We start from the raw sequence: 24,963 nt of genomic DNA, 5'->3' as shown, positions 1-24,963 counted from the left end.
CGGGACGCAGCCGTTGCCGTTACGCGCTCTGGCTGAGCGGGTGCGCGGCGAGGAGGTCGCCGAGGGCTTCCTCGTGGGCGGCGGCCGGGCCGAGCGCGAGTTCCAGTTGCTTGGCCCAGGCGTGGTAGCGGTGCAGCGCGTAGTCGGTGTCGGCGCCGAAGCCGCCGTGCAGGTGCTGGGCGGTCTGCACGACGCGGCGTACGCCTTCGGAGGCCCAGATCTTGGCGACCGAGACGTCTCCGGCGACGGGCAGTGCGCTCTGGGCGCCGGTGCTGATGCGCCAGGCCGCCTGCCACAGGGTCGCTTCCATGGCACGGAGGTCGATGTAGCGGTCGGCGGCCTGGACAGCGACCGCCTGGAACGTGGCGACCGGGTGCCCGAACTGCTCGCGTTTTCCGGTGTACTGGCTGGTCATGGCGAGGACGGCTTCGCCAAGTCCCAGGGCCAGGGCGCAGGTTCCGGTGGCGAGCAGGTTGCGCAGCCATTCCCAGGCGCCGTCCGCGTCGATGACCGCGGATGTGCCGACGCGTACGGCTTCGAGGTGGAGCTCGCCGAAGCGTTCGCCGGTGGTGGAGATCTGCTCGGCGAGGGTGACGCCCGGGTGGGTGCGGGGGACCAGGGCCAGTACGGTGCGGCCGTCGGCGGTGTGGGCGGGTACGGCGATGCGGTCGCTGGTCTGGGCCCAGGGCACGCCGGTCTGGGCGCCGTCGAGCACCCAGTCCTCGCCGTCTTGGCGGGCGGTGACGGCGAGTTCGGCGCCGTCGTGGCCGGTGCGGCCGTTCGCGGCGACGGTCAGGACGAGTTCCCCTCGGCCGGTCGCGGGCAGCAGTTCCCGCCTCAACTCGGCCCGGCCGTAGCGCTGTACGGCCATGGCGACCGCGCTCGTCTCCAGGAGCGGCAGCCGGGCGAGGACCCTGGCCGATTCGCGCAGGATCAGGCACAGGGCGATCGGGTCGAGTCCCGCGCCGCCGTACTCGGCATCCAGGACCAGGCCCAGCAGGTCCGACGCGGCGAGCTTCGCCCACAGCGGGCGGTCGAAGTCGTCGGCGACGGCGCCCGCCGTGAGGGCGGGGCTCGGTACCGCGTCGGGTGCGATGCCGGAGAAGACCGCCTTGGCCGCCTCGGCGGCTGCCTGCTGCTCCTCGGTGAAGGTGAAGTCCACGGCCTTGTCCTCCCGCACGCACCGGCTCTGTCCGGGGCGGGCGTCGCGAACTGAACCGCGCTCCGACCGACCCGATCTGACGGATCGTCAAGATAGAACAGGTTCTACGGGATGGGAATGGGTAAGCGGCCGGCAGGAGGGTGAGGGTAAGGGCGCCGCGCCGACCGCCCACGGCCGGGGGATGCCCACAGGGAAAGCCGTCCGAGGAGAACCGCCTGGGAGAAGCCCTGGGCCCGGCTCGCCCTCGCATCCTCATCTCCCGGCGGCCGCTCACCACCTCACCGGTCGAAGTCCAGCTCCACCTCTCCCGTAGCGGGGTGCGACTGGCAGGCCAGGACGTAGCCCGCCTCCGTCTCCTCCGGCTCCAGCGCGAAGTTGCGCTCCATCCGTACCTCGCCCTTGACCAGGAACGCCCGGCACGTCCCGCACACCCCGCCCTTGCAGGCGTACGGGGCGTCCGCGCGGGCGCGCAGCACCGTTTCCAGGAGGGTTTCGCCGTCCTGCACCGGCCAGTTGCCCGAGCGGCCGTCCAGGGTCGCGGTGAGCGTGGCGTGTGCCGGGGCGGCGGCGGTGGCCAGGGGCGCCGGTGCCGCGTCGACGTGGAAGATCTCCTGGTGGATGCGGTTGCGGTCGACGCCGAGCCCGCGCAGGGCCCGCTCGGCGCCCTCGACCAGGCCGAAGGGGCCGCACAGGAACCAGCCGTCGATGTCCGCCACCGGGAGCAGCGCGGGCAGCAGCCCGGCCAGCCGCTCACGGTCGAGCCGGCCCGAGGGCAGGCCGGCCTGCTGCTCCTCCCGGGACAGCACGGTGACCAGCTGGAACCGCTCGGGGTAGCGGTCCTTCAGGTCGGCCGTCTCTTCGAGGAACATTGTGGAGGCGGCGCTGCGGTCGGTGCGGATCAGGCAGAACCGCGCCTCGGGCTCCCGGGCGAGCAGGGTCGCCGCGATCGACAGGACCGGCGTGATGCCGCTGCCGCCGACGATCGCCGCGAAGTGCCCGGGACGCGGGTCCAGGACGAAGCGGCCCATCGGCTCCATGACGTCGACGGTGTCGCCGACGGCCAGTTCCTTGAAGGCGTACGTCGAGAAGCTGCCGCCTTCCACCAGGCGGATGCCGACCCGCAGGACCGGCTCGCCCGGCGCCTCGACGGCGGGTGCGCAGATCGAGTACGTACGGCGGATCTCCTCGCCCCCCACGCTGCGGCGCAGGGCGAGATGCTGGCCGGGGAGGTGCCGGTAGGCCTCGCGGAGCTCGGGCGGCACGGCGAAGGTGACGGCCACCGAGTCGTCCGTGAGCTGCTCGACCTCGCTGACCCGGAGCGGATGGAACATCTACAACTCCTTGAAGTGGTCGAACGGTTCGCGGCACGACACGCAGCGGCGCAGCGCCTTGCACGCGGTGGAGGAGAAGCGGCTGAGCAGCTCGGTGTCGGTGGATCCGCAGTGCGGGCAGCGCACCGACAGCGTGAGTGCGACCGGGCCCTCGGCGGCGTGCGGGCGCGGCGGAGCTATGCCGAACTCGGCGAGTTTGCGGCGGCCTTCCGCGCTGATGTCGTCGGTCGACCAGGCCGGGGACAGCACCCGTACGACCGAGACGTGCGGTATGCCGTGGTCGTGGAGCACGCGCTCGATGTCCGAGGACATGGCTTCCACGGCGGGGCAGCCGGTGTAGGTGGGGGTGAGCTCGACGCGTACCCGGCCCGGCGCTTCGATGCGCACATCGCGCAGCACGCCGAGCTCTTCGAGGGTGAGGACGGGCAGTTCGGGGTCGGGGACGGAGCCGGCGAGGCGCCGCAGCTCGGTCTCCAGGGGGGTGGGGGCGGTGTCGGTCACCATGACGCCCCCGGGTGGCTGCGGTGCAGGTGCTGCATTTCGGCGAGCATCCGGCCGAAGGATTCGGTGTGCAGTCCCTGCCGGCCCGCGCCCGCCGCCCAGGCCCCGGTGCGGGGGCCTTCGGGAACGGTCAGGGTGGCCCGGCCCAGGACGGAGGTCACCGACGCCGTCCACCGTGCTTCGAGGTCGGCCCAGTCGAGGTCGAGGCCAGGGACCGGCTGGAACATCTCGCCGGTGAAGCGCCACAGCGCCTCGCAGGCCCGCTGCATCCGGCCGTGGCTCTCCCCGGTGCCGTCGCCGAGCCGCAGGGTCCACTGCTCGGCGTGGTCGCGGTGGTACTCGACCTCCTTGACCGCCTTCGCCGCGAGCGCCGCGAGCGCCGCGAGCGCCGCGAACTCGCCCTCCCCTGCTGCCAGTTCGCCGTACAGCAGGTGCTGGTACGTCGAGAAGTACAGCTGGCGGGCGATGGTGTGGGCGAAGTCGCCATTGGGCTGTTCGACGAGCTGCAGGTTACGGAAGGCCCGTTCCTCGCGGAGGTAGGCCAGCTCGTCCTCGTCGCCCACTCCCGAGAGCAGCACCCGGGCCTGGCCGAGCAGGTCGAGGGCGATGTTCGCCAACGCGACCTCCTCTTCGAGGACCGGGGCGTGGCCCGCCCACTCCCCCAGCCGGTGCGACAGCACCAGGGCGTCGTCGCCGAGGGCGAGAGCGGCGTCGGCCGAGACGATGGCGGTCACAGGTGCTTCACCCCTTCCGGGATCTCGTAGAACGTCGGGTGGCGGTAGGGCTTGTCGGCGGCCGGGTCGAAGAAGGAGTCCTTCTCGTCCGGCGAGGACGCGCTGATCGCCGCGGACGGCACGACCCAGATCGAGATGCCCTCCGACCTGCGGGTGTACAGGTCCCGGGCGTTGCGCAGCGCCATCTCGGCGTCCGGCGCGTGCAGGCTTCCCGCGTGGGTGTGGGAGAGTCCGCGGCGCGAGCGCACGAACACCTCCCAGAGCGGCCAGTCGTGCGTGCTCATGCCGTTGCCTCTCCGTTCGGGTGCTGCGCCGGGGCGGCGGTCGTCGCCTGCTGGGCGGGCTGCGTGTGCTGCGTCGCCTGGTGCTGCGTCTGGTGCTTCGTGGCGTAGGCGGCGGCCGCGTCCCGTACCCAGGCGCCCTCTTCGTGGGCCCGGCGGCGCTGGGTGATCCGCTGCTCGTTGCAGGGGCCGTTGCCCTTGAGGACCTCCCAGAACTCCGTCCAGTCGATCTCGCCGAAGTCGTGGTGGCCGCGCTCCTCGTTCCAGCGCAGCTCGGGATCGGGCAGGGTGAGGCCGAGGCCTTCGGCCTGGCCGACCGCTATGTCCACGAAGCGCTGGCGCAGCTCGTCGTTGGAGTGCCGCTTGATCTTCCAGGTCATCGACTGCGCGGAGTGCGCCGACTCGTCGTCGGGCGGGCCGAACATCATCAGCGAGGGCCACCACCAGCGGTTCACCGCGTCCTGCGCCATCGCGTGCTGCTCGGGCGTCCCCTTGGACAGGGTCAGCAGCAGCTCGTATCCCTGGCGCTGGTGGAAGGACTCCTCCTTGCAGATGCGGACCATCGCCCGGGCGTACGGGCCGTAGGAGCAGCGGCACAGGGGGACCTGGTTGGTGATCGCCGCGCCGTCCACCAGCCAGCCGATCGCGCCGACGTCGGCCCAGGTCAGGGTGGGGTAGTTGAAGATCGACGAGTACTTCTGGCGGCCCGAGTGCAGCTTGTCGAGGAGCTCGTCGCGGCCGGTGCCGAGCGTCTCGGCCGCGCTGTAGAGGTAGAGGCCGTGGCCCGCTTCGTCCTGGACCTTGGCCATCAGGATGGCCTTGCGGCGCAGGGACGGGGCGCGGGTGATCCAGTTCGCCTCCGGCTGCATGCCGATGATCTCGGAATGGGCGTGCTGGGCCATCTGGCGGACCAGCGAGGAGCGGTACGCCTCGGGCATCCAGTCGCGTGGCTCGATCCGCTCGTCCGCGGCGACGGCCGCGTCGAACACCGCCAGGGACGAGGCGTCCGTCCCTGCGGCTGCCGTGGCTGTCGCGGTCACTCCGGTCATTCCGGCCCCCTGCCGAGCTGCTGTGCGGCTGTCCACCAACCGACCGATCGTTCGGTTCAATGACTTCAATGGTGAGTCGACGGCCCGTAGGGTGTCAACCCTGTGGATAACTCAGCGGGTGCCGATCGGGGCGGGATGGATTCGTACAAGGACGGGACCGGAGCCGGGGGCAAGGCCGACGGAGTGGGATCTGAGCAGGTCAGAGCTGCTTCGGCCGGGGCCGGCGATCTTGCCGCGAGCGCTCCGGAGGCTTCGGCCGGACGGGGTACGGCCCCGGAAACCGGCGCTGCTTCCGGCTCGGTGGATGACGCCATTTTCGATTCTTCGGCGGCTCCGGACCGACTTTCCGCCACGCGGGCGGCAGCGGATCCGGCGCGGGAATCCGCCCTGCAATCGGATCCCGCTACCGTCCCGGACCCTGTTTCCGGCCCCGCAGACGGCTCCGGCCCCGCAGACGGCTCGGGTCCCGCGGGCGGCTCCGGTCCCACCGACGAACCCGGTCCCGCCGACTCTGGTCCCGCCGGCGAACCCGGCCCTATGGGCCCCGGCGGCGGAAGCGTGGCCTCCCGCGGGATCGCCGGGCTGCCCTTCCGGTTCCAGGTCGTGGCCGCCCTCGCGCTCGCGGTGATCGGCGTGATCGCCTGCGTGCAGATCGGGATGGTCTTCCTGCACGTCGCACCGTCCAACACGGTCAGCAAGGAGTACGGGAAGGCCGTCGACGACTGGATCTACCCCGAGTTCGAGCAGAACTGGAAGCTCTTCGCGCCCAATCCGCTGCAGCAGAACATCAATGTCCAGGCGCGCGCCGAGATCAGGATGCCCAACGGCACGGTCAGGACGACCGACTGGATCGACTTCTCGGCCCAGGACGGTGCCGCGATCCAGCACAATCCGCTGCCCAGCCACACCGAGCAGAACGAACTGCGCCGCGGCTGGGACTTCTTCGTCGGTTCGCACACCGACGACAACAAGCCGAACGGCCTGCGCGGTGAGCTCTCCGAGCAGTACCTGCGCCGCATCGTGATGCTCCGGCTCGGCGCGCACCGCGACGGTGGCACGGTCGACCGCATCCAGGTCAGGTCCATGACCACATCGGTCAAGGGCCCCTCGTGGAGCGACGAGAAGACCGACACCCGGCCGGCCTACCGGGAGGTGCCGTGGTGGACGGTGACCCCGGCCGATCTGCCCGGGGGCGCCGGTGACGCACGTACGGAGGCGAAGCGGTGAGCACGTACGACCACGACGGCCCGACCGCCGGCCCGGCGGAGAGTCCCGCCGCCCGCACGGCGAACGGCCGGCCCCCCGGGGCAGCGGCCGGCGCCCTGCCCGAAGCCCCCAAGGCCTCCGACCGGACCTCCGAAGCCCCCCGCGCGGCCGAGGCCGCCGTCGAGACCCGAGCCGCGCGAGCCGTGCGGCTCGTCTCGGCCGCGGCCCTCGGCCCGTACCAGAGCGCCGTCGTCCGGATCGGGTTCTCCGCGACCTGGCTGTTCTTCCTGCTGCGCGAACTGCCCAACCGCCGCGAGCTGTACGGTCCCGACGGCCCCTGGAGCTGGGACCTCGGCAACCGTCTGGTGTCCGGCAACCACGCGTTCACCGCGCTGCTCTGGACCGACAGCACGGTCTGGTTCGAGATCGTGTACGCGCTGGCCATCGTGTCCAGTGCGCTCCTGATGCTGGGCTGGCGCACGCGCACCATGTCCGTCGTCTTCATGATCGGTGTGCTCTCTCTGCAGAATCGCTCCGTCTTCATGGGGGACGGTGGTGACAACGTCATCCACCTGATGGCGATCTATCTGGTCTTCACGCGGTGCGCGCAGGTCTGGTCCCTCGACGCGCGGCGCGCCGCGCGCGGGGTGCGCCAGGACCGGGTCGGCCCGGTGCTGTGGGCGGTGTGCGGCCTCGGGCTGCTCGTCGGCACCTGGCGCACATCCGGGTCCGGTGTCTTCGGCGGCGGCGAGTGGTGGCTGTGGGTCGTGTTCTGGGGCATGTGGGCCGTGCAGGGGCTGTGGTGGGCAGTGGGCAGGTTCGCCGACGGCGACGCGCGGGCGCTGCTCGACGTCCTCGGCAACCTGGTCCACAACGCGGCCATGGTCGTGATCATGGCGGAGGTCTGCCTGGTCTACGCGACCGCCGGCTGGTACAAGATCCAGGGCAGCCGCTGGCAGGACGGGACCGCGCTGTTCTACCCGCTGAAGCTCGACTACTTCTCGCCGTGGCCCGAACTCTCCTCCCTGCTTGGCACGAGCGGGGTGATCGTGATGCTGCTCACTTATGGAACGGTCATGGTCCAAGTGGCGTTCCCGTTCACGCTGTTCAATCGGCGGGTCAAGAACGTGCTGCTCGTGGCGATGATGCTGGAGCACGCCGGGATCGCCGTCCTGCTCGGACTGCCGTTCTTCTCGCTGGCGATGATCGCCGCGGACGCCGTGTTCCTGCCGACGTCCTTCCTGCGCAGGGTGGGCGCGTACGCGGGCCGGATGCGGCCGGGCGCGCGCCTTCCCGAGCAGCGCCGGGAGCGGGCGGAGCAGGCCGAGCGGCCACGTACGCTCGTGGGGTGAGCAGCACCGAACAGCCGGCCCCGGCCGAGGACGCCCCGGCCGGCGACCCCCTCCAGGGCGACCCCATCCAGTACGACGAAGGCTTCGGCCCGGCCGAGGTCGGGGTGGGCCCGCACCCGCGGCCCTGGCCCGAGGGCGAGCGCTACGACCCGGAGCTGCTCGCGCACGGCGACCGGCGCAATGTCGTCGACGCCTACCGGTACTGGACGCGGGAGGCGATCGTCGCCGACCTCGACACCCGGCGGCACGACTTCCATGTGGCTGTCGAGAACTGGGGCCACGACTTCAACATCGGCTCCGTGGTGCGGACCGCGAACGCGTTCCTGGCCAAGGAGATCCACATCGTCGGGCGGCGCCGCTGGAACCGGCGCGGGGCCATGGTCACCGACCGGTACCAGCACGTCCGCCACCACCCGGACACCGAGTCGCTGACCGCCTGGGCCCTCGCGGAGGGCGTGCCGATCATCGGTATCGACAATCTGCCCGGCGCGGTGCCCCTTGAGCGGACCGAGCTGCCGCGCCGGTGCGTGCTCCTCTTCGGCCAGGAGGGCCCGGGGCTCACCGAAGAGGCCCGTCAGCACGCCCATATGGTGTGCTCCATCGCGCAGTTCGGCTCCACGCGCTCCATCAACGCGGGGGCCGCGGCGGCCATCGCGATGCACTCCTGGGTGCAGAGGCACGCCGTCATTCCCGACTGACGCGCCTCCGCTCCCGCAAGGCCTGTGCTCAGGCCTGCCTGCGGACCTCCACCACGCGGAACCGGTTGGCCACGAACGCCCCGTCGCACAGCGCCGCGTTGGCCGCGGGGTTGCCGCCCGAGCCGTGGAAGTCGGAGAAGGCGGCCGTCTGGTTGACGTACACGCCGCCCGTCAGGTTCAGGGACAGCTGGGCCGACTCGTCCAGGCAGACGTCCTCCACCGCGCGCTCCACCTCCGGTGAGGTGGTGTACGCGCCGACCGTCATCGCACCCTTGTCGCGGACCGTGCGGCGCAGCAGCTCGACCGCGTCCGCCGTGGAGTCGACGGCGACGGCGAAGGAGACCGGGCCGAAGCACTCCGAGAGGTAGACGGCCTCCGCGTCCGGCTTCGCGCCGTCCAGCTTGACGATCACCGGGGTGCGGACCACCGCGTCCGGGAACTCGGGGTTGGCCACCTCCCGTGAGGGCAGGGCGACTTCACCGAGCCCGGGAGCCGCGTCCAGGCGGGTCTTCACGTCAGGGTTGACCAGGGCGCCGAGCAGCGCGTTGGCCCGGGCATCGTCGCCGAGCAGGCCGCCGACCGCGCCCGCGAGGTCGCCGACGACCTCGTCGTACGACTTCTTGCCCGCGTCCGTGGTGATGCCGTCGCGGGGGATCAGCAGGTTCTGCGGCGTGGTGCACATCTGGCCGCTGTACAGGGACAGCGAGAAGGACAGGTTGGCGAGCATGCCCTTGTAGTTGTCGGTGGAGTCGATGACCACCGTGTTGACGCCGGCCTTCTCCGTGTAGACCTGCGCCTGGCGGGCGTTGGCCTCCAGCCAGTCGCCGAACGCCGAGGAGCCCGTGTAGTCGATGATCTTGATCTCGGGGCGGACCGCGAGGGTCTTGGCGATTCCCTCGCCCGGCCGCTCGGCCGCGAGCGCCACCAGGTTGGGGTCGAAGCCCGCCTCGGCGAGGACCTCGCGCGCCACCTTCACCGTCATCGCCAGCGGCAGGACCGCGCGGGGGTGCGGCTTGACCAGGACCGGGTTTCCGGTGGCAAGGGAGGCGAACAGGCCCGGGTAGCCGTTCCACGTGGGGAACGTGTTGCAGCCGATCAGCAGCGCGATGCCGCGCCCGGCCGGTGTGAACGTCTTGGCGAGCTCCAGGGGCTCGCGCTTGCCCTGCGGCTTGGACCAGGCGGCGCTGCCCGAGGGGGTGCGGGTCTGCTCCTGGTAGGCGTACGCGACGGCCTCCAGGCCACGGTCCTGGGCGTGCGGACCGCCCGCCTGGAACGCCATCATGAAGGCCTGGCCGCTGGTGTGCATGACCGCGTGCGCGAACTCGTGCGTGCGCGCGCCGATCCTGGCCAGGATCTCGATGCAGACCAGGGCTCGCGTCTCGGGGCCCGCGGCCCGCCAGTCGGCCATGCCGGCGCGCATTGCGGGGAGCAGCACGTCGAGGTCCGGGTGCGGGTACTGGACGCCCAACTCGATGCCGTAGGGCGAGACTTCGGCGCCCGTCCAGTCGTCGGTGCCCGGCTGGTCGAGGTCGAAGCGGCGGTTCAGGAGCGCGTCGAAGGCGGCCTTGCCGTCCTCCGCGCCCGTCTCCCCGTAGGCCTTGGGGTGCTCCGGATGCGGCGACCAGTACGCACGCGTGCGGATCGCCTCCAAGGCCCCGTCCAGGGTGGGCCTGTGCTTCTCGGTCAGCTGCATGGCGAGCAACTCCTCGTCGAGTCTTCGAGCTGGGCAGGGAGAGCCGGACACCGCTAGAGTAACCGAACGATCGGTCGGGACAAGAGGGTCCGCGGAAACCTGTGGACAACTACCGGCCACGCCCGCCGCGGCCTCGCTCGTGCGGGCCCGGAAGGGGGCCTGCCGGGCCCGTGGGCAAGCCGTAGGGGAGGATCGTGTTCATGACCGAAACCGCCAGCGCATCGGCGATCGCGCCGAGCCGTACCGTCGCCGTCGTCGGCACCGGAACCATGGGCCAGGGCATCGCCCAGGTCGCCCTCGTCGCCGGACACCCCGTACGGCTCTACGACGCCGTGCCGGGCCGCGCGCGCGAGGCCGCCGAAGCCCTGGCCGGGCGACTGGACCGGCTGGTCGAGAAGGGCCGCCTGGACACCGAAGGGCGCGACGCGGCGCTGGCCCGCCTGCACCCGGCCGAGGAGCTCGCCGAGCTCGCGGACTCCGCGCTCGTCGTCGAGGCCGTCCTGGAACAACTCCCCGTCAAACAGGAGCTGTTCGGCGCCCTGGAGAGTGTGGTCGGCGAGGACTGCCTGCTCGCCACCAACACCTCCTCGCTGTCGGTGACCGCGATCGCGGGGGCGCTGCGCCACCCCGGCCGCTTCGTGGGCCTGCACTTCTTCAACCCGGCGCCGCTGCTCCCGCTGGTCGAGGTCGTCAGCGGCTTCGCCACCGACGAGGCGGCCGCGACCAGCGCGTACGAGACGGCGAAGGCCTGGGGCAAGACGCCGGTGCGCTGCACCGACACCCCCGGCTTCATCGTCAACCGCATCGCCCGGCCCTTCTACGCCGAGGCCTTCGCGGTGCACGAGGAGCGGGGCGCCGACCCGGCCACCATCGACGCGGTGCTGCGTGAGTGCGGCGGGTTCCGGATGGGCCCGTTCGAGCTGACCGACCTCATCGGGCAGGACGTCAACGAGGCGGTGACCCGCTCGGTCTGGGAGTCCTTCTTCCAGAGCCCCAAGTTCACCCCGTCCCTGGCCCAGCGCCGCCTGGTCGAGTCCGGCCTGCACGGCCGCAAGAGCGGACGCGGCTGGTACGCCTACGAGACGCCCGGCGCGCCCTCGAAGGAGGCCGTGCGCCCCGAGCCGCACACGGCGCCGCCCGCGAAGGCTCCGGCGGCCGTCACCGTGGTCGGTGACCTGGGCCCGGCCCGCGAACTCGTCGCGATGATGACGGAGGCCGGCATCGACGTGACGACCGTCAACGAGGGCGGTCCCTACATCGAGCTTCCGGGGGATGGACAGCTCGTCCCGGCCGACGGCAAGACGTCCGTCGAGTTCGCGGACGTCGTCTACTTCGATCTCGCCCTCGACTACCGGGGCGCCACCCGGATCGCGCTCTCCGCGAGCGAGGACACCTCCGAGCGCGCCGTCACCGAGGCCGTCGGCCTGTTCCAGAAGCTCGGCAAGGAGGTCAGCGTCATCGGCGACGTGCCGGGCATGATCGTCGCCCGTACCGTCGCGATGCTCGTCGACTTCGCCGCCGACGCCGTCGCCAGGGGCGTCGCCTCGCCCGAGGACATCGACACCGCGATGCGGCTCGGCGTCAACTACCCGCTGGGGCCCGTCGAATGGAACCGGCGCCTGGGCCAGGACTGGGCGTACGACCTGCTCTCGGCGCTGCACGAGCGCTGCCCCACCGGCCGCTACGCCCCCTCGCTCGCGCTCTACCGGCAGGCGTACGCGGGCGACGAGGAGACCGGCTCATGACGACCCCCAAGCGCGACACCTACACGCCCGAGACGCTCCTCACGGTCGCCGTGCGGGTCTTCAACGAGCGCGGCTACGACGGCACGTCGATGGAGCACCTGTCCAAGGCGGCCGGGATCTCCAAGTCGTCGATCTACCACCATGTCGCCGGCAAGGAGGAACTCCTGCGCCGGGCGGTGAGCCGCGCCATAGACGGCCTGTTCGGCGTCCTGGACGAACCGGGCGCCCAGCGCGGCCGTTCGATTGAGCGGGTCGAATACGTCACTCGCCGTACCGTCGAAGTCCTCATGGCCGAACTTCCCTACGTCACCCTGCTGTTGCGCGTCCGCGGCAACACCAAGACGGAACGCTGGGCGATGGAGCGCCGCAGGGAGTTCGACCAGCGGGTCTCCGATCTCCTGAAGGCGGCCGTCGCGGACGGCGATCTCCGCGCCGACCTGGACATTCGTCTGGCGACCCGGCTGCTCTTCGGCATGGTCAACTCGCTGGTCGAGTGGTACCGGCCGCAGCGCGAGGGCGAGGCGGACGGCGACCAGGTGGCCGACACCGTGGTCAGGATGGCCTTCGAGGGGTTGCGGACCGGCCATTGAGTCCCGAGGCCGTTGACTGAGGCACCGAAGCGGATCAGCATCCACGGTCATGGCTGCCTTGCGAACTCCTGCGCCCTTTGTGTCCGTCTGCGCCACGGTGCTGCTCGTGGGCCTGACGCTGGCCGGGTGCAGCGGTGAGGGCGGCAGAAACGATGCGGCGACCAAGTCGCCGGACGCGAGAGCCGCGGTCAAGAAGGCCGAGTCCCGGTCCGCCGAGCCGGCGCCGCCTGTCAAGGGCGACGACTTCGGCTGCCTGACGCCCGAGCAGGCCAAGGCGGGCTCGATCGTCTTCAAGAGCGCGACAGGATCGCCCACTGGCGGCTTTCTGACCGGTAGTGGCAATACCGGGATCGTTCTCGCCCACCAGTCGGACGGGAACGTCTGCCAGTGGAAGGACAAGGCCGTCGAGCTCGGCAAGGCGGGCTTCCGTGTGCTCGCCGTCAACAACACGACCGGTGACGCGGCCGACGAGATCGAGGGCGCGGCCACCGTGCTGCGGACCGAGGGCGCCTGGAAGCTGCTCCTGATGGGTGCCTCCAAGGGCGGCACCGCGACGCTGGAGGCGGCCGCCCACATGCCGCTGAAGCCGGACGCGGTGGTCGCCCTTTCCGCCCCCACGGCGTACGGCCCGATGGACGCGCTGGCCGCCGCCAAGAATCTCACCGTGCCGGTGCTCTACATGGCCGGCGACCAGGACGGCACGTTCGCCACGGCCGCGCGGGAGCTGAGCGGGGCGAGCACGAAGGCCCCGGAGGACCGGCTGGTTCCCGTCAAGGGATCGGCCTCCCACGGAGTGGCCCTGCTCGCCGCCCCCGACAACTGGGAGACCGTCCTCGCCTTCCTGAAGAAGTACTGCACCTGAGGGGTGAGTGCTGCGCCCGACAGACCCTTGAGCGCGGCGCCTGCGAGCGGGTCGCCCGGCCCCTACGCCGGGTCCAGGTCCGTCTCCTCGAACACCAGCAGGGTGCGCGTCGACAGGACCTCCGGGATGGACTGGATCCGGGTCAGGACCAGCTCGCGCAGCGCCCTGTTGTCGGGCGTGTGCACCAGGAGCAGGACGTCGAAATCCCCGCTCACCAGGGCGATGTGGGCGGCCCCGGGCAGTTCCGTGAGCTGCGCGCGGACCGTGCGCCAGGAGTTCTGCACGATCTTGAGCGTGATGTACGCGGCCGCGCCCTGGCCCGCCCTCTCGTGGTCCACGCGCGCGGTGAAGCCCTGGATCACGTTGTCCTCGACGAGCCGGTTGATCCGCGCGTAGGCGTTGGCGCGCGAGACGTGCACCCGCTCGGCCACGGAGCGTATCGAGGCCCGGCCGTCCGTCTGCAGGATCCGCAGGATGGCGTGATCGATCTCGTCCAGCGGGCGCGGCGGCACCGGCCGGATCTCGCCGGTGGCCATTTGTTCAGCTGCCATGTCCCCCCGCCTTCCTGTTGTGGACGACCTGTTCCCATCCCAGGCTGTGGAGAACCGTTTGTCCACAGGCTGAAGGTGGCTGTAGCCAAAATGCGTCCACGACCGAACAATCGGTAGGTGAGGGGCGTCACACTCACGCCCCTCCCACGGATGTCCGCTCCCCACAAGGAGGTGCATTGGCATGACGGTCCAAGAGCTCCCCGGTGCCGCCGCATACCGGCCGACCCCTCCGCCCGCCTGGCGGCCGCGCACCGACCCCGCGCCGCTCCTCCCGGACCCCGAGCCCCGCCGGGTCCTGGGGACCGGAGCCGAGCTCGACCGCGAGCTGATGCTGAAGCTGTACGCGGAGCTGGTGCGCGGCCGCCGCTTCAACGCGCAGGCCACCGCCCTCACCAAGCAGGGCCGCCTCGCCGTGTACCCGTCCTCGACCGGCCAGGAGGCCTGCGAGGTCGCCGCCGCCCTGGCCCTGGAGGAGCGCGACTGGCTCTTCCCGAGCTACCGAGACACCCTCGCCGCCGTCGCCCGGGGCCTTGACCCCGTACAGGCCCTGACGCTGCTCCGCGGCGACTGGCACACCGGCTACGACCCGCGCGAGCACCGCATCGCGCCGCTGTGCACCCCCCTCGCCACCCAGCTTCCGCACGCGGTGGGCCTCGCCCACGCGGCCCGCCTCAAGGGCGACGACGTGGTGGCGCTCGCCCTGGTCGGCGACGGCGGCACCAGCGAGGGCGACTTCCACGAGGCCCTGAACTTCGCGGCCGTATGGCAGGCCCCGGTGGTCTTCCTGGTCCAGAACAACGGCTTCGCGATCTCCGTGCCGCTCGCCAAGCAGACCGCCGCTCCTTCCCTCGCCCACAAGGCCGTCGGGTACGGAATGCCGGGCCGCCTGGTCGACGGCAACGACGCGCCCGCCGTGCACCAGGTGCTGTCCGAGGCCGTCGCCCGGGCCAGGCGCGGCGGCGGGCCCACCCTGATCGAGGCCGTCACCTACCGCATGGAGGCGCACACCAACGCCGACGACGCGACGCGCTACCGGGGCTCCGCCGAGGTCGACGCCTGGCGCGACCACGACCCGATCCGGATCCTGGAGGGCGAGCTGACCGCCCGCGGCATCCTCGACGAGGACGGCATACGTGCCGCCGCCGAGGCCGCCGAGGCCATGGCCGCGGCGCTGCGCGACCAGATGAACGCCGACCCGGTCCTGGACCCCATGGACCTGTTCGCCGAGGTCTACGCCGAGAAGAACGGCCAACTGCGCGAGCAGGCGGCCCAGTTGCGTGCCGAGCTGGAAGCCGAGGCCCACTGATGGCCACCGCCACCGACCGCAAACCCGCCACCATGGCGCAGGCCCTGCAGCGCGCGATGCGCGACGCCATGGCCGAGGACCCCACCGTCCACGTCCTCGGTGAGGACGTCGGTACCCTGGGCGGCGTCTTCCGGGTCACCGACGGGCTCGCCAAGGAGTTCGGCGAGGACCGCTGCACCGACACCCCGCTCGCCGAGGCCGGCATCCTCGGCACGGCCGTCGGCATGGCGATGTACGGCCTTCGTCCGGTCGTCGAGATGCAGTTCGACGCCTTCGCCTACCCGGCGTTCGAGCAGCTCATCAGCCATGTCGCCAAGATGCGCAACCGCACCCGCGGCGCCATGGCGATGCCCATCGTGGTGCGCGTGCCCTACGGCGGCGGCATCGGCGGCGTCGAGCACCACAGCGATTCCAGCGAGGCCTACTACATGGCGACGCCCGGCCTCCAGGTCGTCACCCCGGCCACCGTGGAGGACGCGTACGGCCTGCTCAGAGCCGCCATCGCCTCCGACGACCCGGTCGTCTTCCTGGAGCCCAAGCGGCTGTACTGGTCGAAGTCGGACTGGTCGCCCGAGGCCCCGGCAGCCGTGGAGCCCATCGGCAAGGCCGTCGTGCGGCGCTCCGGGCGCAGCGCCACGCTCATCACCTACGGGCCGTCCGTGCCGGTGTGCATGGAGGCGGCCGAGGCGGCCCGCGATGAGGGCTGGGACCTCGAAGTCGTCGACCTGCGCTCCCTGGTGCCGTTCGACGACGAGACGGTGTGCGCGTCGGTGCGCCGCACAGGGCGGGCCGTGGTCGTGCACGAGTCGGCCGGCTTCGGCGGCCCCGGCGGCGAGATGGCCGCGCGCATCACCGAGCGCTGCTTCCACCACCTGGAGGCGCCCGTGCTGCGGGTCGCCGGCTTCGACATCCCCTACCCGCCGCCGATGCTGGAGAAGCACCATCTGCCCGGTGTGGACCGGGTGCTTGACGCGGTGGCGCGGCTGCAGTGGGAGGCGGAGCACTGATGCCGAAGGTCCTTGAATTCAAGCTGCCCGACCTCGGCGAGGGGCTCACCGAGGCGGAGATCGTGCGCTGGCTCGTCGCGGTCGGCGACGTGGTGGCCGTGGACCAGCCGGTGGTCGAGGTGGAGACGGCCAAGGCGATGGTCGAGGTGCCCTGCCCGTACGGCGGCGTGGTCACCGCCCGCTTCGGCGAGGAGGGCACCGAACTGCCGGTCGGCGCGCCCTTGTTGACCGTCGCCGTCGGCCCCGTGCAGGAGGAGGACGCCGTCGAGGAGGCGGAGTCCTCTGCGTACTCGGAGGACTCCGGCAACGTCCTGGTCGGCTACGGGACGGCCGCGGCCACCACCCGCCGCCGCTCCCGTGTGCGGCCCATGACCCCGGCCGCTGTCCCGGTCGCGCCGCCCGCCCCGGTCGAGGCGGCCGGACCCGTGCCGGTCATCTCCCCGCTGGTGCGCAGGCTGGCCCGTGAACACGGCCTCGATCTGCGGGAGTTGCGAGGCAGCGGGCCCGAGGGGCTGATCCTGCGCGCCGACGTGGAGACGGCCATGCGGACACCGGCGCCGGCTCCCGCGCCCGTCGCGCCTGCGGGCCCGGCTCCCGCCCTCGCGGGTGAGCGCATCGCTCTGAAGGGCATCCGGGGCGCGGTCGCCGACAAGCTCAGCCGCAGCCGTACCGAAATCCCGGACGCCACCTGCTGGGTGGATGCCGACGCCACCGAGCTGATGGCGGCCCGCGCCGCCATGAACGCCGCGGGCGGCCCCAAGGCGTCCGTCCTCGCGCTGCTCGCCCGCATCTGCACGGCGGCTCTCGCCCGCTTCCCCGAGCTCAACTCGACCGTCGACATGGCGGCCCGCGAGATCGTGCGGCTGCCCGAGGTGCACCTGGGCTTCGCGGCCCAGACCGAGCGCGGCCTGGTCGTCCCGGTCGTCCGCGATGCCCACACCCGCAACGTCGACTCGCTCGGCGCCGAGCTCGCCCGGCTCACCGAGGCGGCCCGCACGGGCACGCTGACCCCGGCCCAGCTGACCGGCGGCACCTTCACCCTCAACAACTACGGGGTGTTCGGCGTCGACGGCTCCACGCCGATCATCAACCACCCCGAGGCGGCGATGCTGGGCGTGGGCCGCATCATCCCCAAGCCATGGGTGTACGAGGGCGAGCTCGCGGTGCGCCAGGTGGTCCAGCTGTCCCTCACCTTCGACCACCGGGTGTGCGACGGCGGCACCGCGGGCGGCTTCCTGCGCTATGTCGCGGACTGTGTGGAGCACCCTGCGGTGCTGCTGCGCACGCTGTGACGAACGGCCCCGCGAACTCGGGACGTTCGCGGGGGTGGCGGTGATCGTCCGGCGGCTCATACTCGGGGGATGACCGCGTATGACGCCGCAGCACCCGCGCATGACGCCGCAGGATCCGCACCGTATGACGCCGTGGTACTCGCCGGAGGCGCCGCCAAGCGGCTGGGCGGCGCCGACAAACCCGGGCTCAGCGTGGGCGGCCGGCCCCTGCTCGACCGGGTGCTCACCGCGTGCGCGGGCGCCGCGACCACCGTGGTGGTGGGCGGGCGGCGGCCCACCGCACGGCCGGTGGAGTGGACGCGGGAGGAACCGGCCGGCGGCGGACCGCTCGCGGCTCTGGACGCCGGGCTGCGCCACACCTCGGCCGAGAGCGTGCTCGTGCTCTCGGCCGATCTGCCCTTCCTGGCCGCGCCGACCGTCGACGCCCTCCTCGGCGAGCTGCGGCGCACCGGCCGCGAAGGCGTGCTCTGCACCGACGCCGACGGCCGCGACCAGCCGCTGGTCGCCGCCTACCGTGCCGAACCGCTGCGCCGCGAGCTCGCGCTGCTCGGCACCGGGCACGGCTCGCTCGCCGGGCTCCCGCTGCGGCTGCTGACCCGCGCACTCGACCTCGCCCGCATCACGGCGGACCCGCTCGCCTCCTTCGACTGCGACACCTGGGAGGACCTCGCCGCCGCCCGGGCCCGGATCAGGGACCATGGGGGCGTGCTGGACGAATGGATCACCGCAGTCAAGGACGAACTCGGCATCGAGCTGGACGTCGACACCGGCGTCCTCCTGGACCTCGCCAGGGACGCCGCCCACGGCGTCGCCCGGCCCGCCGCCCCGCTCACCACCTTCCTGGTCGGCTACGCCGCCGCGAAGGCGGGCGGCGAGGGCAAGGACGTGGTGGACGCGGCCCGTAAGGCCGCCGCGCTCGCCAACCGCTGGGCGGCCGAGGCCGAGGCGGCCGGCGGCCCGAAGAACGACGCCGGATGACCGCCCCCAGCCCGGCGGCGGACGACGGATCCGACGAGGCCCTCGCCCTGCTGCGCGACGCCCTCCCGGCGCCGGGCCCGGCCGGGGAGAGCCGGCCGCAGGACCCGGACAGCGCCGAGACCGCGTCCCGCCCGGCCCCGCGCCACCGGGCCTCCGCCTGGGCCGATGCCCGCAACGTGGCCGCCCGGGCAGGCCGGGCCGCACCCGCCCGCTCCCACCGGGTGCCGCTGGAGCAGGCCCTGGGGGAGATCCTCACCGCGCCGCTCACCGCGCTCACCGACCTGCCGTCCTTCGACACCTCGGCCATGGACGGCTGGGCCGTCGCCGGGCCCGGACCCTGGGAGGTGCAGGACGGCGGCGTCCTCGCCGGACACGCAGCCCCCGGTCCCCTCGCCGACGGCGAAGCCGTACGCATCGCCACCGGGGCCCGCATCCCCGCCGGTGCCACCGCGGTGATCCGCAGCGAGCACGCCCGCACCGACGAGGCCCGCACCCAGCTCCAGGCCGACCGCGTGGTGCTGCACGGCCAGGACATCCGCCCGCGCGGCCAGGAGTGCCGCTCGGGCGACGTACTGCTGCCCGCGACCGCGCTGGTCACCCCTGCCGTGCTCGGTCTGGCCGCGGCCGCCGGATACGACGAACTCACCACCGTTCCCCGGCCCCGCGTCGAGATCCTGGTGCTCGGCGACGAACTGCTCACCCGGGGACTCCCCCACGACGGGCTGATCCGGGACGCGCTCGGCCCGATGCTCGGCTTCTGGCTGCGCACGCTCGGCGCCGAGGTCATCGGGACCCGGCGGCTCAAGGACGACGCGGGAGCGCTGCTCGCCGCCGTCACCGGATCCTCGGCCGACCTGGTGATCACGACGGGCGGCACGGCGGCCGGACCCGTCGACCACGTCCACCCCGTGCTGCACAAGGCCGGTGCCGAGCTCCTGGTCGACGGGGTCGCCGTGCGGCCTGGCCATCCCATGCTCCTTGCGCAGATCGGGGTGGGAAAGTACCTGGTCGGACTGCCCGGCAATCCGCTCGCCGCGGTGTCCGGGCTGCTCACGCTGGCCGAGCCGCTGCTACGTGAACTCGCGCACCGGGCAAGGGCGGTGACGTACACCGCGCCGCTGCGCAACGAAGTGCAGGGGCACCCGCACGACACCCGGCTCGTGCCGGTGGTGCACCGCGCGGAGCGGGTCGTGCCGCTGCACTACAACGGGCCGGCGATGCTGCGCGGGATCGCCGCCGCCGACGGCCTCGCGGTGGTGCCGCCCGGCGGGGCGCGGGCGGGCCAGGAGGTGGAGATCCTCGATCTGCCGTGGGCTCAAGCAGGCCCGGGTGAAGGGTGTTTCACGTGAAACAGCGTGCCAGCACCCCCAACTCCCCCCTGGATGAAGGGTGTTTCACGTGAAACTTCCCGGCCATGACGCGATGGCACGCCAGGCGGGCGAGAACCTGATCACCCGGCCGGTGAAGCTGCCCCGCCGGGTCGTCGACCGGCCGTTGCGCCAGGTCGCCAAGCGGCTCCTCATGGCGCTCGCCGTGCTGATACTGACGACCCTCATCGTCTGGATCGACCGCGACGGCTATCACGACAACGCCAATGGCAAGGTCGACTTCCTCGACGCCGCCTACTACGCCACCGTCACGCTCTCCACGACGGGCTACGGCGACATCGTCCCCTACAGCGACAGCGCCCGGCTCATCAACATCCTGCTGGTCACACCGCTGCGCGTGCTGTTCCTGATCATCCTCGTCGGAACCACTCTCGAAGTCCTCACCGAACGGACGCGCGAAGAGTGGCGGCTCAACCGCTGGAAGGCTCAATTGCGAGAGCACACCGTCATCGTGGGCTTCGGGACGAAGGGCCGGTCGGCGATCCAGACCCTGTGCGCGACGGGCCTGAAGAAGGACCAGGTCGTGATCGTCGACCCGAGCGCGAAGGTGATCGAGACCGCCAACGCGGAGGGCTTCGTCGGGGTCATCGGCGATGCCACCCGCAGCGATGTGCTGCTGCGCGCCGAACTGCAAAAGGCCCGCCAGGTCGTCATCGCCACCCAGCGCGACGACACCGCGGTCCTGGTCACGCTGACGGCCCGCCAGCTCAACCGGGGCGCGAAGATCGTCGCCGCGGTGCGGGAGGAGGAGAACGCGCCGCTGCTGCGCCAGTCCGGCGCCGACGCCGTCATCACCAGCGCCAGCGCAGCCGGCCGGCTGCTCGGCCTCTCCGTGCTCAGCCCGAGCGCGGGCACGGTGATGGAGGACCTGATCCAGCAGGGCAGCGGGCTCGACATGGTGGAGCGGCCCGTGAAGAAGAGCGAGGTCGGCCGCGGGGTGCGGGAGACCGAGGACCTGGTGGTGAGCGTGCTGCGCGGCCACCGGCTGCTCGCGTACGACGACGCCAAGGCGAGCCCGCTCCAGCTCACCGACCGGCTCATCACGATCGTACGAGCCGGTGGCACGGCGGTCGAGGGTCAGCCGGAGTAGCGTCGCCCGCATGCATGCGATCACGATTCCTGAGCCGGGCGGTCCCGAGGCGCTGGTCTGGGCCGAGGTACCCGATCCCGTACCGAGCGAGGGCGAGGTCCTCGTCGAGGTGGCCGCGGCCGCCGTCAACCGTGCCGATGTGCTCCAGCGCCAGGGCTTCTACAACCCGCCGCCCGGAGCGTCCCCGTACCCGGGCCTGGAGTGCTCCGGGCGGATCGCCGCGCTGGGGCCCGGGGTGTCCGGGTGGAGCGTCGGCGACGAGGTGTGCGCCCTGCTGAGCGGCGGCGGATACGCCGAGAAGGTGGCCGTGCCGATCGGCCAGCTCCTTCCCGTGCCCGACGGAGTGGACCTGGCCCAGGCAGCCGCCCTGCCCGAGGTCGTCTGCACCGTGTGGTCCAACGTGTTCATGGTGTCCCACCTGCGGCCCGGCGAGACGCTCCTGGTGCACGGCGGGGCGAGCGGCATCGGCACGATGGCGATCCAGCTCGGCAAGGCGATCGGCGCCAGGGTCGCGGTCACGGCCGGTGGTCCCGACAAGCTGGCGCGCTGCGCCGAGCTGGGTGCGGACATTCTCGTCGACTACCGCGAACAGGACTTCGTGGACGAGGTGTTGAAGGCTACGGACGGCGTCGGCGCCGACGTCATCCTCGACATCATGGGCGCCAAGTACCTGGAGCGAAACGTGCGGGCGCTCGCCGTCAACGGGCGGCTCGCGGTGATCGGCCTCCAGGGCGGCGCCAAGGGCGAGCTGAACCTGGGCGCGCTGCTCACCAAGCGGGCCGCGGTCACCGCGACCTCGCTGCGGGGCAGGCCCGCCGCCGAGAAGGCGGCGATCGTGGCGGCCGTGCGCGAGCACGTGTGGCCGCTGATCGCCGGCGGCCGGGTGCGGCCCGTGGTGGACCGGACGCTGCCGCTGTCGGATGCCGCCGAGGGCCACCGGGTGCTCGAAGCCTCCACCCATGTGGGCAAGGTACTGCTGACGGCCTGACGGCCGGGTGAACGCGGAGAGGGGGCGCCGGGAAGGCGCCCCCTCTCACCGCTCCGTACGCCGGGCCTGCGAGCCCGGCAGGGGCCGGTTACAGGTACGGGCCCGAGCGGGCGCCCGCGTGCGGGCCGTCGTCGTCCTCGTCGTCGTGCGAGACGCCGGGCGGCAGCGCGCGGCGCATCTGCTCCAGCTGGGCGCGGGCGGCCATCTGCTGGGCGAACAGAGCCGTCTGGATCCCGTGGAAGAGACCTTCGAGCCAGCCGACCAACTGGGCCTGCGCGATGCGGAGTTCGGCCTCCGAGGGGATCGCCTCGTCGGTGAACGGCAGGGAGAGCCGCTCCAGTTCCTCGACCAGCTCCGGCGCCAGGCCGTCTTCCAGCTCCTTCACGGAGGAGGCGTGGATGTCCTTGAGGCGTACTCGGCTCGCCTCGTCGAGAGGAGCCGCGCGGACTTCCTCAAGGAGCTGCTTGATCATGCTGCCGATACGCATGACCTTTGCCGGCTGTTCGACCATCTCCGTCACCGGGACCTCGCGGGACTCGTCGTCTCCACCGCCGATGGCCATACCGTCCTGGCCTACGACCAGGATGTGGGGGCTGTCCGGCGACTTATCGTTCCTCGGCATCTCCATGCCGCCCATTCTCTCGCACACGTGCCTCACATCACGTTGTGCCCCCGGGAAGGGGTGATCCACCGCCCGCCGGGCGACGATTCCCGCCGGACGAGCGTGGTTTCACGTGAAACAGCCGTCCGTTTTCCCGGGGCCCCTTTCACGGCCGCCGGAGCCGCAGTGCCAGGAATCCGAGCCCCAGGCCGGTCAGTGCCAGGCCCGCCCCCAGCGAGAGGACGTGGACGCGCAGGCCGTCATCGGTGGACACGGCCTGCGGCGGCTGGTGGTGCCGGGCCGGCGGCAGGACCCCGCCGGTCGTGGGGGTGGGCGTGAGCGAGGGGGGCGCCGGAGGCTCCGAGCGCGGAATCTGCTGCGGGGTCTGCGGGGCCGCCCCGACCTGGGCCGGTGCCACCTCGTCGGGGTCCGCCATGGCGGGGGCGTACGGCAGGAAGTGGTACGCGGGACCCACCCGGCCCGGCCGGATCCGGCCTTCGCCCGCCCGGCTGCCCGCCAGGTGCTGGTCCTCGGAGACGGTCTGGGAGGCGGTGGTACGGGGTGAGGCACGCGAGGGTTCGCCGTGGGGCGAGGCCTGCGCCGTGCCGGAGGGAGTCGCGGTCGGGGACGGGCCGGGTGACGGAGTGGCGGCGGCGAGGGCGTACGGCAGGGGCGTCAGGAGCAGCGCCCCCGTCAGCGATGCGGCCGCGGCGAGCGACCGGATCCCTGGAGCCATGACAGGGCCCCTTCCCGAAGGGACGTGCAGGATCGCCTGGGGTGACCGAATCAGCGTCACACGGGGCGAGTTGTGCGGCATCCCGGGAGCTGCCCGCCGTGCGCCGAATGGGACGTGCGGTGTCGGCCGCACGCCCCCGGACATGCGCGAAGGCCCGGCACCAGGGGTGCCGGGCCTTGTCCGAACGAACGGCGCGCGGTTACTGCGCGGGCGCGTTGCCCGACGAGATCTGCAGCGTGAACTGCGCGTTCTTCTTGTCCACGTCCACGCCGGCGGCGGGGAACTGGCTGATCACCACGTCCTGCCCCCACTGGCCGTTGTCGACGGTCTCGGTGTTGACCTTCCAGCCCGCGGCCTGGATGCAGGACTTCACCGACAGGATGTCCTTGTAGGTGAAGTCCGGCGCCTGGACCTTGCCCGGGTCCACCGTGGAGGTCTGCGGCGAGGTGCACTTCTCGGCGTCCATCGTGCGGTCGCGCTCCGGGCCCTTGTGGCCCGCGGCCGACGAGCTGCTGGCCTTGGCGTCGCCGCCGGTGCCGCCCGAGTCGTCCTTGTTCATGGCGATCGCGGTGACCAGGCCGCCGACCGCGAGCAGGGCCACCGCGATCGCGCCCACGATCACCGGGGTGTTCCGCTTCGATGCGCCGGAGGCAGCCGGGGAGGCCTGCGGGGAGATCGTGTACGGCGGCGGCGTCTGGGCCGCCATCGGGGCGGGCTGCTGCGCCTGCTGCGGGTACCCGTACGAGGGCTGGGACTGCGGGGTCGGCGCCGGGGTCGGCGGACCGTAGGGGCCCGGCTGGTACGGGGTCTGCACATTGCCCTGGAGGCCGGGCGCGGCCTGCGAGTCGAGCGGCGGGAAGACCGTCGCGCCGACACCCGCGCCGCTGACGGGCGGGGCGCCGCCGGTGATGACCGGGGCCGCGCCCATCTGGCCCGCGTTGGCGATCCGCAGGATCTCGTCGTGCATGGCCTGGGCGCTCGGGAAGCGCTCGTTCGGGTTCTTCTTCAGCGCGCGGGCCACCAGCGCGTCCACGGCCGGGGTGATCGACCGGTTCACCGAGGAGGGCGCGACCGGCTCCTCCTGGACGTGTGCGTACGCGATCGCCAGCGGCGAGTCCGCGTCGAAGGGGATGCGCCCGGTGAGGAGCTGGAAGAGCATGATGCCGACGGAGTACAGGTCGGAGCGGGCGTCCACGCCGCGGCCGAGGGCCTGCTCGGGCGACAGGTACTGGGGGGTGCCGACGACCATGCCGGTCTGCGTCATCGAGGTGACGCCGGACTGCATGGCGCGGGCGATGCCGAAGTCCATGACCTTGACGACGCCGCGCTTGGTCATCATGACGTTGCCCGGCTTGATGTCCCGGTGGACCAGGCCCATCTCGTGGCTGACCTCCAGGGCGGCCAGCACGTCGGCGGTCACCTTGAGAGCCTTGTCGGCGGGCATCGCGCCGTACTGCTGGATGTCGCGGTGCAGCGTCGAGCCGAGCGGCTCGCCCTCCACGTACTCCATGACGATGTACGGCATCAGCGCACCACCGAGCTCGTCCTCGCCGGTGTCGAAGACGGAGACGATGTTGGTGTGCTGGAGTTTGGCGACGGCCTGGGCCTCGCGGCGGAACCGCTCGCGGAAGGACTGTTCCCGGCCGAGTTCGGTGTGCAGCGTCTTGATGGCGACCTGGCGGTCCAGAGCGGAGTCGTAGGCGAGGTACACCGAGGCCATGCCGCCCTCGCCGAGGAGGTCGCGCAGCTGGTAGCGCCCGCCCGCGATGGATCCGCCCGCATAGCGGCCGTGTGCGCCGTCCTGGCTCATGACTGTGCATCC

The 24,963-nt window shown here is 72.1% G+C and carries 24 protein-coding genes; 13 read left to right on the top strand and 11 right to left on the bottom strand.

Features of this window, described 5'->3' with window-relative positions:
- Window positions 1-19: 19 nt before the first annotated feature.
- The 6 genes from ABD346_RS01535 to paaA all read right to left on the bottom strand — a co-directional run bounded on the left by ABD346_RS01535 (window position 20) and on the right by paaA (window position 5,058).
- Window positions 20-1,162, bottom strand: a complete 1,143-nt coding sequence (locus tag ABD346_RS01535) for an acyl-CoA dehydrogenase family protein (protein ID WP_344371206.1) — start codon at window positions 1,160-1,162, stop codon at window positions 20-22.
- A 278-nt stretch (window positions 1,163-1,440) separates the two neighbouring features.
- Window positions 1,441-2,493, bottom strand: a complete 1,053-nt coding sequence (locus ABD346_RS01530; RefSeq protein ID WP_344370822.1) for a 2Fe-2S iron-sulfur cluster-binding protein — start codon at window positions 2,491-2,493, stop codon at window positions 1,441-1,443.
- Window positions 2,494-2,997, bottom strand: a complete 504-nt coding sequence (gene paaD, locus ABD346_RS01525; protein WP_344370821.1) for a 1,2-phenylacetyl-CoA epoxidase subunit PaaD — start codon at window positions 2,995-2,997, stop codon at window positions 2,494-2,496.
- Window positions 2,991-3,728, bottom strand: coding sequence for a 1,2-phenylacetyl-CoA epoxidase subunit PaaC (paaC, locus tag ABD346_RS01520; protein ID WP_344370819.1), 738 nt, complete (start codon window positions 3,726-3,728; stop codon window positions 2,991-2,993). Before paaC ends, paaD begins: the two co-directional genes overlap by 7 nt.
- Window positions 3,725-4,012: a 1,2-phenylacetyl-CoA epoxidase subunit PaaB gene (gene paaB / locus ABD346_RS01515; protein ID WP_053729227.1), complete on the bottom strand. Its 288-nt coding sequence runs from the start codon at window positions 4,010-4,012 to the stop codon at window positions 3,725-3,727. The genes paaC and paaB overlap by 4 nt, the downstream gene beginning before the upstream one ends.
- Window positions 4,009-5,058 (bottom strand): 1,2-phenylacetyl-CoA epoxidase subunit PaaA, encoded by a 1,050-nt coding sequence (paaA, locus tag ABD346_RS01510; RefSeq protein WP_344370816.1) that lies wholly within the window; start codon window positions 5,056-5,058, stop codon window positions 4,009-4,011. The genes paaB and paaA overlap by 4 nt, the downstream gene beginning before the upstream one ends.
- A 558-nt stretch (window positions 5,059-5,616) precedes the next feature.
- On the opposite strand from paaA, the gene ABD346_RS01505 reads away from it, so the two are divergent.
- Genes ABD346_RS01505 through ABD346_RS01495 form a run of 3 tightly spaced genes read left to right on the top strand, consistent with a single transcriptional unit; the run spans window position 5,617 to window position 8,314 of the window.
- Window positions 5,617-6,285, top strand: a complete 669-nt coding sequence (locus ABD346_RS01505; protein WP_381225234.1) for a DUF5819 family protein — start codon at window positions 5,617-5,619, stop codon at window positions 6,283-6,285.
- Window positions 6,282-7,616, top strand: coding sequence for an HTTM domain-containing protein (locus ABD346_RS01500; RefSeq protein ID WP_381225237.1), 1,335 nt, complete (start codon window positions 6,282-6,284; stop codon window positions 7,614-7,616). Before ABD346_RS01505 ends, ABD346_RS01500 begins: the two co-directional genes overlap by 4 nt.
- Window positions 7,613-8,314 (top strand): TrmH family RNA methyltransferase, encoded by a 702-nt coding sequence (locus ABD346_RS01495; RefSeq protein WP_381225240.1) that lies wholly within the window; start codon window positions 7,613-7,615, stop codon window positions 8,312-8,314. The genes ABD346_RS01500 and ABD346_RS01495 overlap by 4 nt, the downstream gene beginning before the upstream one ends.
- A gap of 28 nt (window positions 8,315-8,342) precedes the next feature.
- Here the strand turns inward: ABD346_RS01495 and paaN are convergent, their stop codons facing one another.
- Window positions 8,343-10,007 carry a phenylacetic acid degradation protein PaaN gene (gene paaN / locus ABD346_RS01490; protein ID WP_344370813.1) on the bottom strand — a complete coding sequence of 555 codons (1,665 nt, stop codon included), beginning with the start codon at window positions 10,005-10,007 and terminating at the stop codon, window positions 8,343-8,345.
- 200 nt (window positions 10,008-10,207) lie between these two features.
- Between paaN and ABD346_RS01485 the strand changes: the two genes are divergently transcribed.
- Genes ABD346_RS01485 through ABD346_RS01475 form a run of 3 tightly spaced genes read left to right on the top strand, consistent with a single transcriptional unit; the run spans window position 10,208 to window position 13,204 of the window.
- Window positions 10,208-11,752 carry a 3-hydroxyacyl-CoA dehydrogenase gene (locus tag ABD346_RS01485; RefSeq protein ID WP_344370811.1) on the top strand — a complete coding sequence of 515 codons (1,545 nt, stop codon included), beginning with the start codon at window positions 10,208-10,210 and terminating at the stop codon, window positions 11,750-11,752.
- Window positions 11,749-12,342 (top strand): TetR/AcrR family transcriptional regulator, encoded by a 594-nt coding sequence (locus ABD346_RS01480; RefSeq protein WP_344370809.1) that lies wholly within the window; start codon window positions 11,749-11,751, stop codon window positions 12,340-12,342. Before ABD346_RS01485 ends, ABD346_RS01480 begins: the two co-directional genes overlap by 4 nt.
- Window positions 12,343-12,391: 49 nt before the next feature.
- Window positions 12,392-13,204: an alpha/beta hydrolase family protein gene (locus ABD346_RS01475; RefSeq protein ID WP_344370807.1), complete on the top strand. Its 813-nt coding sequence runs from the start codon at window positions 12,392-12,394 to the stop codon at window positions 13,202-13,204.
- A gap of 62 nt (window positions 13,205-13,266) precedes the next feature.
- On the opposite strand, the gene ABD346_RS01470 is transcribed toward ABD346_RS01475, so the two are convergent.
- Window positions 13,267-13,755: an Lrp/AsnC family transcriptional regulator gene (locus tag ABD346_RS01470; protein WP_344370806.1), complete on the bottom strand. Its 489-nt coding sequence runs from the start codon at window positions 13,753-13,755 to the stop codon at window positions 13,267-13,269.
- 181 nt (window positions 13,756-13,936) lie between these two features.
- On the opposite strand from ABD346_RS01470, the gene pdhA reads away from it, so the two are divergent.
- The 7 genes from pdhA to ABD346_RS01435 all read left to right on the top strand — a co-directional run bounded on the left by pdhA (window position 13,937) and on the right by ABD346_RS01435 (window position 21,804).
- Window positions 13,937-15,061: a pyruvate dehydrogenase (acetyl-transferring) E1 component subunit alpha gene (gene pdhA / locus ABD346_RS01465; RefSeq protein ID WP_344370804.1), complete on the top strand. Its 1,125-nt coding sequence runs from the start codon at window positions 13,937-13,939 to the stop codon at window positions 15,059-15,061.
- Window positions 15,061-16,068, top strand: a complete 1,008-nt coding sequence (locus ABD346_RS01460; RefSeq protein WP_344370802.1) for an alpha-ketoacid dehydrogenase subunit beta — start codon at window positions 15,061-15,063, stop codon at window positions 16,066-16,068. Before pdhA ends, ABD346_RS01460 begins: the two co-directional genes overlap by 1 nt.
- A complete protein-coding gene (locus ABD346_RS01455) occupies window positions 16,068-17,360 on the top strand; it encodes a dihydrolipoamide acetyltransferase family protein (protein WP_344370800.1) in 1,293 nt (430 codons plus the stop codon). Before ABD346_RS01460 ends, ABD346_RS01455 begins: the two co-directional genes overlap by 1 nt.
- Before the next feature lie 69 nt (window positions 17,361-17,429).
- Complete coding sequence (locus ABD346_RS01450; RefSeq protein ID WP_344370798.1) at window positions 17,430-18,338, top strand: NTP transferase domain-containing protein; 909 nt, start codon at window positions 17,430-17,432, stop codon at window positions 18,336-18,338.
- Window positions 18,335-19,687 (top strand): molybdopterin molybdotransferase MoeA, encoded by a 1,353-nt coding sequence (locus ABD346_RS01445; RefSeq protein ID WP_344370796.1) that lies wholly within the window; start codon window positions 18,335-18,337, stop codon window positions 19,685-19,687. Before ABD346_RS01450 ends, ABD346_RS01445 begins: the two co-directional genes overlap by 4 nt.
- A 49-nt stretch (window positions 19,688-19,736) precedes the next feature.
- On the top strand, window positions 19,737-20,816 hold the full coding sequence (locus tag ABD346_RS01440) for a potassium channel family protein (RefSeq protein ID WP_344370794.1): 1,080 nt from the start codon (window positions 19,737-19,739) through the stop codon (window positions 20,814-20,816).
- Between the two features lie 10 nt (window positions 20,817-20,826).
- The gene (locus tag ABD346_RS01435; protein WP_344370792.1) at window positions 20,827-21,804 is read left to right on the top strand and encodes an NAD(P)H-quinone oxidoreductase; all 978 of its coding nucleotides are present in this window, start codon (window positions 20,827-20,829) and stop codon (window positions 21,802-21,804) included.
- A gap of 88 nt (window positions 21,805-21,892) precedes the next feature.
- Here ABD346_RS01435 and ABD346_RS01430 read toward each other — a convergent pair whose 3' ends face one another.
- The 3 genes from ABD346_RS01430 to ABD346_RS01420 form a co-directional block, all read right to left on the bottom strand.
- Entirely contained in the window at window positions 21,893-22,432 is a 540-nt protein-coding gene (locus tag ABD346_RS01430) for a bacterial proteasome activator family protein (protein WP_344370791.1), read from the bottom strand.
- A 139-nt stretch (window positions 22,433-22,571) separates the two neighbouring features.
- Complete coding sequence (locus ABD346_RS01425) at window positions 22,572-23,141, bottom strand: hypothetical protein (RefSeq protein ID WP_344370789.1); 570 nt, start codon at window positions 23,139-23,141, stop codon at window positions 22,572-22,574.
- Between the two features lie 199 nt (window positions 23,142-23,340).
- Complete coding sequence (locus ABD346_RS01420; protein ID WP_344370787.1) at window positions 23,341-24,951, bottom strand: protein kinase domain-containing protein; 1,611 nt, start codon at window positions 24,949-24,951, stop codon at window positions 23,341-23,343.
- Window positions 24,952-24,963: the final 12 nt, after the last annotated feature.

Origin of the sequence: Streptomyces mauvecolor, from assembly GCF_039532965.1 — a bacterium.
GTDB lineage: Bacteria > Actinomycetota > Actinomycetes > Streptomycetales > Streptomycetaceae > Streptomyces > Streptomyces violascens.
This window is presented reverse-complemented; position numbering and strand designations above follow the sequence as displayed.